The following is a 12693-nucleotide window of genomic DNA, read 5'->3' on the forward strand; positions in this document are numbered from 1 at the left end:
ATGAGCGTAAAAAAAGAAAGAGTAGATGTACTATTAGTAGAGCGAGGACTTATAGAAACGCGTGAGAAAGCAAAGCGCGCCATTATGGCCGGACTCGTATATGCGAATGAGATGAGACTTGATAAGCCAGGAGAGAAAATCTCGCAAGATACTGAGATTACGGTGAAGGGACAAGTTATGCCGTATGTAAGTCGTGGTGGTTATAAACTTGAAAAGGCATTAGAGACATTTCATCTTGATTTACAAGATAAAGTTATGATAGATATTGGTTCATCAACTGGTGGCTTTACAGATTGCGCGCTTCAAAATGGAGCGAAATTATCTTATGCATTAGATGTAGGATACAATCAACTAGCGTGGAAATTACGTCAAGATGAGCGTGTTGTTGTAATGGAACGAACAAACTTCCGTTACGTGACACCAGCAGACTTAGAACGTGGTTTACCTCAATTTGCAAGTATTGATGTTTCATTTATATCATTAAAGCTTATACTGCCAGTTTTAAAAACAATGCTTATGCCTAACGGAGATGTAGCAGCGTTAATTAAACCGCAGTTTGAAGCTGGAAGAGAGCAAGTTGGGAAAAAAGGTATCGTTCGCGATAGAAAAGTACATGAAGCTGTTGTAGAAATGATTGTCGAGTTTGCTTTAAAAGAAGGCTATGATGTGGAAGGTTTAACATTCTCACCAATTACGGGTGGGGATGGTAATATTGAATTTTTAATTCATCTGAAATGGCATGGTGAACGTGAGAATGGCGAAAATCATTCTCCGATTTCTATAGAGCAAGTTGTTACAGAAGCGCATGAAGTTCTAAAACAAAAAGGGAAAGGGGAATAACATATGTTGTTCCTCTTTTTGCTGTAATTGTATAATGATTGTAAAAACAATTGTGTACAAGAAACGAATTATAAGTTAACATAAATAAGTGAAGTATACCAATGTTTAAACTATGGTAAGAGATAGTGTGAGGTGCAAATGTATGAATAAAGGTCAGCGCCATATTAAAATCAGGGAAATTATTGCAAACAAAGAAATTGAAACACAAGATGAATTAGTTGATATTTTACGTAATGAGGGATTTAATGTAACGCAAGCAACAGTATCGCGCGATATTAAAGAACTGCACTTAGTGAAGGTGCCATTACATGATGGGCGCTATAAATATAGCTTGCCAGCAGATCAACGATTTAACCCGTTACAAAAATTAAAACGAAATCTAGTGGATTCATTTGTAAAATTAGACACGGCAGGACATATGCTTGTGCTAAAAACATTGCCTGGTAACGCTCATTCACTTGGAGCACTTATTGATCATTTAGAGTGGGATGAGATCATCGGAACCATCTGTGGTGATGATACTTGCTTAATTATTTGCCGTACACCTGACGATACAGGTGTTGTCTCTGATCGTTTCTTAAATATGTTGTAACAAAAAATCTTGTTTGCTTTCCATCGTAAAGTGGAAAGTGAACAAGATATTTTTATTGGTTAAAAATATGAATTTTCAATTGTAATATAATATTTTGTTTGCATAAAGTTAGAAAATAGATGGATTGACCCGTAAAACAAATGTTTGGTACAATGAAGCGGGTTAGAAGAGTATATACATACAAATATATAGCATGATTATTTGAATGAAGAACTGAGAAAATCCTTTAGTAAGGGATTATTTTATAACGAGGTGAATGGGGCATTGTTATCGGAATTATCGATTAGAAACTTTGCTATTATTGAAGCATTAAATATTTCTTTTCAAAAAGGTTTAACGGTTTTAAGCGGTGAAACAGGGGCCGGAAAATCGATTATTATTGATGCAATTAGTTTACTTGTAGGTGGCCGTGGGTCAGCAGAATTTGTTCGATATGGAACAGAAAAGGCTGAGATTGAAGGGCTATTTTATGTTGAAGATGAGAAGCATCCATGTATTGAAAAGGCAGAAGAGTTAGATATAGAAATAGAAGATGGCATGATTATTTTAAAGCGTGATATTGCTGCGAACGGGAAGAGTGTATGTCGTGTAAATGGGAAGCTTGTTACACTTAGCATATTAAAAGAAATTGGGAAAACACTTGTTGATATTCATGGACAGCACGAAACGCAAGATTTAATGAATGAAGAACGACATCTGTTTATGCTTGATCACTTTGATGGGGATCGAATCGTTAAACAATTAGACATATATCAAAACGTATACGCTGACTATGAAAAATTAAAAAAACAATTGAAATCGTTAAGTGAAAATGAGCAACAAATGGCACATCGCTTAGATTTAATTCAATTTCAGCATGAAGAAATTCGCAAGGCGGATTTAAAGATGGATGAAGAAAATGAATTAACTGAGGAACGATTGCAAATTTCTAATTTTGAAAAGATTTATAAAGCGTTAGGTGATGCATATCGTTCGTTAAGTGCCGACGGACAAGGGTTAGATAATGTAAGAAGTGCAATGGGGCAAATGGAAAGTATTACACATTTAGATGAAGTGTATCAGGAAAATCATGATTCAATTGCAAATAGCTATTACTTATTAGAAGAGGTTGCCTATCAACTGAGAGAAAAGCTCGATATGATGGAATATGATCCAAATCGTTTAGATGAAATCGAAACACGTTTGAATGAAATTCGTATGCTAAAGAGAAAATATGGAAATACTGTAGAAGAGATTTTAGCGTATGCTGATAAAATTGAACAGGAAATTTTTACGATTGAAAATAAAGACGTTCATATTGAAACGACGAAGAAACAGTTGAAGGAATTAGAAAGTGTTATTCTGAAAGAAGCAACGTTGTTAAGTAATATGCGTCATGAACTTGCAGAACACCTTACAAATGCAATTCATCAGGAATTAAAAGAATTATATATGGAAAAAACGAAATTTGAAGTGAGAATTATGAAGAGAGAAGGAAATGCAGAAGAGCCCCTTGTGGAAGGTGCGCCGGTAAGACTTACGGCGGATGGTTACGATCATGTGGAATTTTATATTTCAACGAACCCAGGAGAGCCGCTAAAACCACTTTCAAAGGTTGCTTCTGGCGGAGAGTTATCTCGTATCATTTTAGCTTTAAAAAGCATTTTTTCTAAGCATCAAGGAGTTGCATCTGTTATTTTTGATGAAGTGGATACGGGTGTAAGTGGCCGGGTCGCGCAGGCTATTGCGGAAAAAATTTATCGAGTATCAGTAAACTCGCAAGTACTTTGTATTACGCACTTACCTCAAGTAGCTTCAATGGCAGATTCACATTTATTTATTCGAAAACAAGTAGCGAATGATCGGACAATTACATCAGTTACTGTTTTAACTATGGAGGATAAAGTAACAGAAATAGCTCGAATGATTTCTGGTGTGGAAATCACAGATTTAACGACGGAGCATGCGAAAGAATTACTTACGCAAGCACATCATTTTAAACAGACAGCAGAGGCTATCCAGTAATGGATAGCTTTTTTTCTCAAATGACGATTTCTTAATTCTTCCGGTTATAAATAAAGCACTGCAAGGAGAGATTAAAAAGTGAAGCCAAGAGGCTGAATGTGGGGTAGGAGCGAGGAGAGTGAACAAGTTGAAATTAGAAAAATTTCGAAAAATAATAGGTCTTTGTCTCCTTGTTTCTTTAGTTTTTATTGGATGTTTTAAACCGCTTCGAACGTTTATTTCATCACCGAAACAACTTGTTGTTTTTGAAGGACAACAATCAGAAATATCATCATTACCAGTTTTCAAAGCTTCATCCACAAATCGTCATGTATTTACAGTGAGTTCGAATGAACAAAAACAAGGACTTATGGTAAATTCTCATCAAAATGGTGAAGCTGATATGGTATTTCAGCTTGCTGGTTTTCCAGTGAAAAAAGTAAATGTGAAAGTGTTAAAAGATTTTAAAGTGATTCCAGGTGGACAATCAATTGGTGTGAAATTAAATACAAAAGGTGTACTTGTTGTAGGCCATCATTTAATTCAAACTGAAAAAGGTAAAATATCTCCTGGTGAAATAGCAGGTGTACAAATTGGAGATATGATTACTGAAATTAATGGTAAAACAATTGAAAGAATGAGTGATGTAGCACCGTTTATTCATAATAGTGGAGAAACAGGTGAACCGCTTAATCTTGTATTGTTAAGAGATGGAAAATATATTCGTACGAAGCTAACTCCACAAAAAGACAACGGTGAATCGTCTTATCGAATTGGCTTGTATATCCGTGATTCGGCAGCTGGAATTGGAACGATGACATTTGTTCATCCAGATTCTATGAAATATGGGGCACTTGGTCATGTTATTTCTGATAATGATACGAAAAAGCCGATTCAAGTCGAAGATGGACAAATTATGCGCTCGACAGTTACATCAATTGAAAGAGGTAGTCATGGGAATCCAGGGGAGAAATTAGCAAGATTCTCACCAGACCGTGAAGTGATTGGCAATATTACAATTAATAGTCCATATGGTATTTTTGGAAAATTAAATACGAATATGAAAAACGGTATAATGGATAAAGCGATGCCTATCGCATTATCTCATCAAGTAAAAGAAGGACCGGCAAAAATATTAACAGTTATTGATCAAGATAAAGTAGAAGCGTTTGATATTGAAGTTGTTAGTACAGTGCAACAAAAATTCCCAGCCACAAAGGGTATGGTAATAAAAGTAACAGATAAACGTCTATTAGCGAAAACGGGCGGTATCGTACAGGGAATGAGTGGAAGTCCAATTGTACAAAATGGAAAAGTAATTGGTGCTGTTACACACGTATTTGTAAATGATCCAACATCAGGATATGGTGTTCATATTGAATGGATGTTACATCAAGCTGGAATTAATATTTATGATCAAGAGAAAAAAGCGAGCTAATATATATTATTAGCTCGCTTTTTCTGTTGAAAAATTCGTTGAAATTTTGTAAAAGCTCCGCAAGAGGTGTTTTTTGTTGTAAAATAAAAGGAAAGGGTTGAACGTTTCGTTGTATTTCTATGATGGAATGTGTTGCGAAAGGGAATAAATGAACGATAAACATATTTTTTTGTGATTTTATCGGAAAGTAAGAAACTTTAAAAGGGAATTTTCACACAATTGTCGAACAATTCATGTAGCCTAGAAGGATACACATGTCGGAGAATCGATTCGGTAAGGGAGGAAAAGCTGTGGAGAAAATTAAAGTATGTCTTGTGGATGATAATAAAGAATTAGTATCAATGTTAGAGAGCTATGTAGCCGCTCAAGATGATATGGAAGTAATCGGTACTGCTTATAATGGTCAAGAGTGTTTAAACTTATTAACAGATAAGCAACCTGATGTACTCGTTTTAGACATTATTATGCCACACTTAGATGGTTTAGCTGTATTGGAAAAAATGCGACATATTGAAAGGTTAAAACAGCCTAGCGTAATTATGTTGACAGCATTCGGGCAAGAAGATGTGACGAAAAAAGCAGTTGACTTAGGTGCCTCATATTTCATATTAAAACCATTTGATATGGAGAATTTAACGAGTCATATTCGTCAAGTGAGTGGTAAAGCAAACGCTATGATTAAGCGTCCACTACCATCATTCCGATCAGCAACAACAGTAGATGGAAAACCGAAAAACTTAGATGCGAGTATTACGAGTATCATTCATGAAATTGGTGTACCCGCTCATATTAAAGGATATATGTATTTACGAGAAGCAATCTCCATGGTATACAATGATATCGAATTATTAGGATCGATTACGAAAGTATTGTATCCAGATATCGCAAAGAAATATAATACCACAGCAAGCCGTGTGGAGCGCGCAATTCGTCACGCAATTGAAGTAGCTTGGAGCCGTGGGAATATTGATTCTATTTCGTCCTTATTCGGTTATACAGTATCCATGTCAAAAGCAAAACCTACGAACTCTGAGTTTATCGCAATGGTTGCGGATAAGCTGAGACTTGAACATAAAGCTAGTTGAGAGTAAAAGTAGTAAGGGATTTAAGCTTTAGTAAAGCTTAATAATTCTTGAAATTGATACTCGATATCAAATTTAAAGCCAATAAACTTTTTAATGAAAGACCAATGAATGTTATAATTCGTTGGTCTTTTTATTTTGTTGAGAAAAAGAGATTATTTGATAGTGTGGAAAATAAAACCTATTTTCAGTAATATTACATGTAAGTGAGTTTTTTATAAGGCAATAAAATAGATATAGATAGGGAGAAGGGGAATGGAAAATAAAATTTCAACTTGGCTAGGAATAGTAGCAGCTATGGGAGTTCTTGCTATTGCAGTTACATTTGGAATGTTAGAACTTGCAGATAATCCAGTAGATAAAGAAGTGAGCGCTCAAATAGATAAAAAAGAAGACCAAACAATAGTAGGTAGAGAGGTGGATGGGGTCTTTGTTGATGTGTATGTTACTGAAAATTCTACTGAAAGCGAAGTCATTACAGCGATGCATCGCATGACTCATCAAAAAGTGGTGGCAGAACGAAAATCGGGCTCTATCCCAATGATTCAAAGTAATGCTAAAAAATTAAAAGAAATTATAAATAAGAGTAGCTTTACGAAGAAAAATGAACTTTTAGCAATTGCTGATAGATGGGCGAAAAAAGATTTTAGTAAAATTGTAGAAGATCACAATTATTTCTCGGATGCTCAAGAAGATAGCGTTTGTAAAGTAACTAGAGCAATGGATGCGTTAGAAGAGCAACATTATATTTTAACTACATTCGGGGAGGGAAAAGCGAAAGAACTATACGAATCAGGGGATGCTCCGCACGTTCAATAAAAAATAATATAAAGGGCTTCTAGTTTTTTTATGATCGTGTTTTTAGAACGCAATGGGGACTTATAAATAAATAGTCTGCTTTCTTTATGACGTGTAACAAAAAAAGAAAAGATGTGATTCATTATTAAATGATGAAGGAACGGCTAAATCACATCGTAGTACATCTGTTAAAGGATTTTAGTAGGAAAGGCATCCGTGATATAATAGAAAATAATAAAAAGTCCTGCAAAACAGGACTGTATTATTCTTCGTCTTTATTTTGTTTTTCTAATTCAACTAGCTTTTGAATTAAAATGTGCTGCGGCATATGCATGAGTTGTTCAAGTGGAACACCTAGTGCTTTTGATAAGCGGACTGCAGTATCTGGAGAGATTTGTAATGGTCTCATAGAAGTACCTCCTTTTTCGTATAGTATAGCATAAGATTGGGGGAGTGAGGATGACTCTTATATTTGCACATCGTGGTGCGGCTGGAACGTACCCAGAAAATACAATGATTTCATTTGAAGCGGCTGAGTCTTTTAGAGCGGATGGAATTGAACTTGATGTTCAATTAACGAAAGATGGAAAAGTTGTCGTCATTCATGATGAAACGGTGGACCGGACAACAAATGGAAAAGGCGCGGTTCGGAATTATGTATATGAGGACTTATGCAAGTTAGATGCAAGTTATAAATTTGGTGATAAAGTAGGTTTTTGTAAAATACCACTTTTAGAAGAGGTATTAGAATGGCTTGAACAAACGAGTTTGCTACTTAATATTGAACTTAAAAATAATAAAATTCCATACAGAGGTTTAGAGGAAGAAGTTATAACGCTTGTGCGGAAATTTAGTCTAGAGGATCGTGTTATATTTTCTTCGTTTAATCACTACAGTATGAAACGGTGCCATATGATGGCTCCTGATATTCAAACAGCAATTTTATATCGCGAAGGTTTGCATAGTCCGTGGGCATACGCGAAAAAAATGGGGGCTACAGCAGTACATCCGAATTATCGTTACCTTCAAGATGCTATTGCCGAACTAACGATGGAAAGTGGTGTAGAGGTTCGCCCTTATACAATTAATGAAGAAACGCTTATGCGTAAATATTTTGATATGAATATATCGGCGATTATTACTGATTACCCTGAAACGGCAAGAACGTTAATGCCAATAAAAAAATGAGACCGCGTGTAACGGTCTCATTTTTTTATTTATAAATAGTGGGGCATTCCTATCTTCTAAAGCGAGCTTGTACTTTATTTCGTTTACGGTCTCGGTGCAAGACGAAGCCACCGAAGATATAAAACCCGAGCCCGAAGCAGAGAGCGCCGATTAAAAATTGTAACCACAGTATAGAGATTGGTGGAAATAGAATCCCGAATACAGTATCTCTCATTAACTTTATACCAAACACAGCTAATGAAATAGGGATGAGTGCTAATAGTAGAGCAACGTAACGCTGCATACATAACGCTCCTTTTCAGATTATTTCGTATATTTTAATGATGTTATAGGGAAAGGGGGTTTGTCAAGAGGGTGCTGAACGAGTAAGATAAAAGTGTGAAAAAATTTGCAGAGTTACTTCGAGAGGAAGTGGGATATATGAAACAAAAAGTATTAATTGTTGGTGCAGGTGAAGGCGGGAGCGCACTGCTGAATCTGTTACAAAGTTCGAATATATTTCAAATTATAGGGATTATTGATATAAATCCGTTGGCAAAAGGACTACAAATTGCTAAGGAATACGGGATTGCAATTGGAGAAAGTGTAACTCCATTTCTTTCTATGCATATCGATGTAATATTTGATATGACAGGTGAAGATGATGTGCATAAGGTTTTATTGGAAAAAAAGAAAAAAGACACTCTTCTTATACCAGGTGATATCGCAAAAATTGTTACAGGATTAGCGCATGAGAAGGAAGGGCTAATTGGGCGATTAGAGGAACAAACGCAACAAGGAGAATTAATTTTAAATTCTACACATGATGGCATGATCGTAATTGATCGAGAGGGACAAGTTCGTCTTTTTAATAAAAGTGCAGAGCGTATTATCGGATATAAAAAAGAAGAGGCGATAGGAAAATATATTTTAGAAGTCATTCCAACTAGTAAATTACTTCGCATTATACGTACGAAACAAATAGAAGTAAATTATGAACTAACATTAGAGAATGGAAAGAAAATTATTACAACGCGTATACCGATATTAAAAGAGGGCGGAGAGGTACAAGGGGCATTTGCAATTTTTAAAGATATAACAGAAGTTGTAGATTTAGCGGAAGAAGTTACAGATTTAAAGGAAATTCAAACACTATTAGAGGCAATTATTAACTCATCTGAAGAAGCAATTTCGGTTGTGGATGAAAAAGGAAGAGGTTTAGTCATTAACCCGGCATATACGAAATTAACGGGTTTAACAGAAGAAGATATTATTGGGAAGCCTGCTACAACTGATATTGTAGAAGGCGAAAGTATGCATATGAAAGTACTTCGAACGCGTCGTGCGGTGCGCGGAATACATATGAAGATTGGGCAAAAAAAGCGCGATGTAATTGTAAACGTGGCACCAGTCATTGTGGATGGAATATTGAAAGGAAGCGTCGGCGTTATCCGTGACGTGTCGGAAATTCAAAAGTTAACAAATGAATTGAATAGAGCAAGGCAAATTATTCGCACATTAGAAGCGAAATATTCATTTGATGATATTGTCGGGAATTCAGATGAAACAACGGCAGCTATCGAACAGGCGAAGCTAGGAGCAAATACACCAGCAACAGTACTGTTACGCGGTGAATCTGGGACTGGTAAAGAATTGTTTGCACATGCAATCCATAATGGAAGTAATCGAAAATACAATAAGTTCGTCCGTGTAAACTGTGCGGCCATTTCGGAGACGTTGTTAGAAAGTGAATTATTTGGTTATGAGGAAGGGGCGTTTTCTGGAGCGAAAAGAGGCGGGAAACGTGGGTTCTTTGAGGAAGCAAATAACGGTAGTATTTTTTTAGATGAAATAGGGGAGTTATCTGCAAATACACAAGCGAAACTCCTTCGTGTACTGCAGGAAAAAGAAATTGTAAAAGTTGGTGGAACGAAAGCGATACCTATTAATGTTCGAGTAATTGCAGCGACGCATGTGAATTTAGAAAAGGCTATTCTAGAAGGGAAGTTTAGGGAGGATTTATATTATCGATTAAATAAAATCCCAATTCAAATTCCATCTCTTCGTCAACGTAAAGGAGATATACCGACAATTGCGGACAGATTGATTCAAAAAATTAATCAAGATTACGGTCGTAATGTAGAAGGGCTCACTGATTCAGCCATTTTATATTTACAATCATACGAATGGCCAGGGAATGTGAGGGAACTTGAAAATATTCTGGGAAGAGCTATTATCTTTATGAATTATAACGAGACCTATATTGATGTACACCATTTACCGCCATTACATAACGAAGAGCAGGTGGAGTCAAAGCAATCTCATTTATTACCTGAATTAGAAGAAAAGCCACTTGAACATTTAGTGACAGAGTTTGAAGGGAATATTATTCATGAATATTTGGAGAGATTTGATGGGAATAAAACGCAAACTGCAAAAGCGTTAGGAATTTCCGTTCGAAATTTATATTACAAGCTAGAAAAGTATGACCATGCAAAAAATAGCATGCAATAAATTGCGTACCGTGCAATTTATTGCATGGTATACAAAAAGCGACAAAATAAGACAGAATCTTTTGTTATTTTCCAAAGCATTGATTTTACTGCATTTTGAATGCGTTTTCATTATTGGTAAGACCACTTTTAAAAGTTGGCACGGTATTTGCTTTATAAATAGACGAGGGACGACGGAAAGGGTTGATTACAAAATATGAAGTTAGAATACTTAATTGATCAAGCAGCAGGGCAGCCTAAAAAAACTGTAGCTGTAGCAGTAGCTGAAGATCATGAAGTAATTGAAGCTGTAGCGAAAGCAATTAAATTACAGTTAGCTCAATTTCGTCTATATGGAAATCAAGAAAAAATAATGGGGATGCTACAAGAACATGGTTTACAAACTTCAGAACATGTTGAAGTGATTGCAGCAATGTCTAGTGCAGAGGCTGCAGAACTTTCTGTTAAAGCTGTGAGAAATGGTGAAGCAGACGTGCTTATGAAGGGGAACATCCCAACAGCGAATATTTTGAAGGCTGTGTTAAACAAAGAGTGGGGCCTACGTAAAGGTAGCGTACTTTCACATGTAGCAGCATTTGAAGTTCCAAATTACGATCGTCTTATTTTCGTTACAGATGCAGCGATGAACATCGCACCTGATGTAACACAAAAAGCTGCTATTATACAAAATACTGTAGAAGTTGCCCGGGCAATAGGAATCGACTTGCCAAAAGTGGCACCAATTGCAGCAGTAGAAGTTGTGAATCCAGCGATGCAGGCGACAATTGATGCAGCGATGTTAACACAAATGAATCGCCGCGGACAAATTAAAGATTGTATCGTTGATGGACCACTTGCTTTAGATAATGCAGTATCACAAATTGCAGCAGAGCATAAAGGCATAGTAAGTGATGTAGCAGGTAAGGCAGATATTTTACTCGTCCCAACGATTGAAGCTGGAAATGTGCTATATAAATCACTCGTATACTTTGCGGATGCAAAAGTAGGAGCAATGATTGCTGGCGCAAAAGCACCGATTGTTTTAACATCTCGTGCTGATTCAGCAGAAACAAAAGTATATTCATTAGCATTGGCAGTTGCGACTGCTTCAAAATAAACCAAAAAGGGTAAAACATTAGGGGGAAACGACAATGACATTAGAAATCTTCGAATACTTAGAAAAATATGATTATGAGCAAGTAGTATTTTGTCAAGATAAAGAATCTGGTTTAAAAGCAATTATTGCAATTCATGATACAACACTTGGACCGGCTCTTGGTGGAACAAGAATGTGGACATATGATTCTGAAGAAGCGGCGATTGAAGATGCATTGCGTCTTGCAAAAGGGATGACATACAAAAACGCAGCAGCTGGTTTAAACTTAGGTGGTGCGAAAACAGTAATTATCGGTGATCCTCGTAAAGATAAGAGCGAAGCAATGTTCCGTGCACTAGGACGTTATATCCAAGGACTAAACGGACGTTACATTACAGCTGAAGATGTTGGTACAACAGTAGATGATATGGATATTATCCATGAAGAAACTGACTTTGTAACAGGTATCTCACCATCATTCGGTTCTTCTGGTAACCCATCTCCGGTAACGGCATACGGTGTTTACCGTGGTATGAAAGCAGCTGCAAAAGAAGCTTTCGGTACTGACAATTTAGAAGGAAAAGTAATTGCTGTTCAAGGCGTTGGTAACGTAGCATATCACCTATGCAAACATTTACACGCTGAAGGAGCAAAATTAATTGTTACAGATATTAATAAAGAAGCTGTACAACGTGCTGTAGAAGAATTCGGTGCATCAGCAGTTGAACCAAATGAAATTTACGGTGTTGAATGCGATATTTACGCACCATGTGCACTAGGCGCAACAGTTAATGATGAAACTATTCCACAACTTAAAGCAAAAGTAATCGCAGGTTCTGCAAATAACCAATTAAAAGAAGATCGTCATGGTGACATCATTCATGAAATGGGTATTGTATACGCACCAGATTATGTAATTAATGCAGGTGGCGTAATTAACGTAGCAGACGAATTATATGGATACAATAGAGAACGTGCACTAAAACGTGTTGAGTCTATTTATGACACGATTGCAAAAGTAATCGAAATTTCAAAACGCGATGGCATAGCAACTTATGTAGCGGCAGATCGTCTAGCTGAAGAGCGCATTGCAAGCTTGAAGAATTCTCGTAGCACTTACTTACGCAACGGTCACGATATTATTAGCCGTCGCTAATCATTCATATATAACTTTTACAAAAGGTGTGGTTACCTCTTATGAGGTT

General features: G+C 36.4%; 12 protein-coding genes. 10 read left to right on the forward strand and 2 right to left on the reverse strand.

Features of this window, described 5'->3' with window-relative positions; translation table 11 throughout:
• From ACTFRU_RS15345 to ACTFRU_RS15370, 6 genes are all read left to right on the forward strand, one after another.
• Nucleotides 1-840: a TlyA family rRNA (cytidine-2'-O)-methyltransferase gene (locus ACTFRU_RS15345; RefSeq protein WP_000111875.1), complete on the forward strand. Its 840-nt coding sequence runs from the start codon at nt 1-3 to the stop codon at nt 838-840.
• Between the two features lie 142 nt (nt 841-982).
• Nucleotides 983-1432 carry an arginine repressor ArgR gene (argR, locus tag ACTFRU_RS15350; RefSeq protein WP_001032580.1) on the forward strand — a complete coding sequence of 150 codons (450 nt, stop codon included), beginning with the start codon at nt 983-985 and terminating at the stop codon, nt 1430-1432.
• A 264-nt stretch (nt 1433-1696) separates the two neighbouring features.
• Nucleotides 1697-3436, forward strand: a complete 1740-nt coding sequence (recN, locus tag ACTFRU_RS15355; protein ID WP_000947767.1) for a DNA repair protein RecN — start codon at nt 1697-1699, stop codon at nt 3434-3436.
• 118 nt (nt 3437-3554) lie between these two features.
• The gene (gene spoIVB / locus ACTFRU_RS15360) at nt 3555-4853 is read left to right on the forward strand and encodes a SpoIVB peptidase (RefSeq protein WP_002024767.1); all 1299 of its coding nucleotides are present in this window, start codon (nt 3555-3557) and stop codon (nt 4851-4853) included.
• A 290-nt stretch (nt 4854-5143) separates the two neighbouring features.
• On the forward strand, nt 5144-5938 hold the full coding sequence (gene spo0A, locus ACTFRU_RS15365; protein WP_011110369.1) for a sporulation transcription factor Spo0A: 795 nt from the start codon (nt 5144-5146) through the stop codon (nt 5936-5938).
• A gap of 252 nt (nt 5939-6190) precedes the next feature.
• The gene (locus ACTFRU_RS15370) at nt 6191-6754 is read left to right on the forward strand and encodes a PRK06770 family protein (protein WP_000428230.1); all 564 of its coding nucleotides are present in this window, start codon (nt 6191-6193) and stop codon (nt 6752-6754) included.
• Between the two features lie 241 nt (nt 6755-6995).
• Here ACTFRU_RS15370 and ACTFRU_RS15375 read toward each other — a convergent pair whose 3' ends face one another.
• Nucleotides 6996-7142, reverse strand: coding sequence for a YycC family protein (locus ACTFRU_RS15375; protein WP_001247671.1), 147 nt, complete (start codon nt 7140-7142; stop codon nt 6996-6998).
• Nucleotides 7143-7192: 50 nt separating this feature from the next.
• Between ACTFRU_RS15375 and ACTFRU_RS15380 the strand changes: the two genes are divergently transcribed.
• Complete coding sequence (locus ACTFRU_RS15380) at nt 7193-7921, forward strand: glycerophosphodiester phosphodiesterase (RefSeq protein WP_000172583.1); 729 nt, start codon at nt 7193-7195, stop codon at nt 7919-7921.
• 49 nt (nt 7922-7970) lie between these two features.
• Here ACTFRU_RS15380 and ACTFRU_RS15385 read toward each other — a convergent pair whose 3' ends face one another.
• Nucleotides 7971-8204, reverse strand: a complete 234-nt coding sequence (locus ACTFRU_RS15385) for a DUF2627 domain-containing protein (RefSeq protein WP_001190211.1) — start codon at nt 8202-8204, stop codon at nt 7971-7973.
• A gap of 137 nt (nt 8205-8341) precedes the next feature.
• On the opposite strand from ACTFRU_RS15385, the gene ACTFRU_RS15390 reads away from it, so the two are divergent.
• The 3 genes from ACTFRU_RS15390 to ACTFRU_RS15400 all read left to right on the forward strand — a co-directional run bounded on the left by ACTFRU_RS15390 (nt 8342) and on the right by ACTFRU_RS15400 (nt 12644).
• Nucleotides 8342-10414 (forward strand): sigma-54 interaction domain-containing protein, encoded by a 2073-nt coding sequence (locus tag ACTFRU_RS15390; protein WP_033666632.1) that lies wholly within the window; start codon nt 8342-8344, stop codon nt 10412-10414.
• Between the two features lie 195 nt (nt 10415-10609).
• Nucleotides 10610-11509 carry a phosphate butyryltransferase gene (yqiS, locus tag ACTFRU_RS15395; RefSeq protein ID WP_000764677.1) on the forward strand — a complete coding sequence of 300 codons (900 nt, stop codon included), beginning with the start codon at nt 10610-10612 and terminating at the stop codon, nt 11507-11509.
• Nucleotides 11510-11543: 34 nt separating this feature from the next.
• Nucleotides 11544-12644 carry a leucine dehydrogenase gene (locus tag ACTFRU_RS15400; RefSeq protein ID WP_000171355.1) on the forward strand — a complete coding sequence of 367 codons (1101 nt, stop codon included), beginning with the start codon at nt 11544-11546 and terminating at the stop codon, nt 12642-12644.
• The last annotated feature ends 49 nt before the right edge of the window (nt 12645-12693 follow it).

Origin of the sequence: Bacillus cereus group sp. MYBK220-1 (assembly GCF_051916445.1) — a bacterium.
Taxonomy (GTDB): domain Bacteria; phylum Bacillota; class Bacilli; order Bacillales; family Bacillaceae_G; genus Bacillus_A; species Bacillus_A cereus.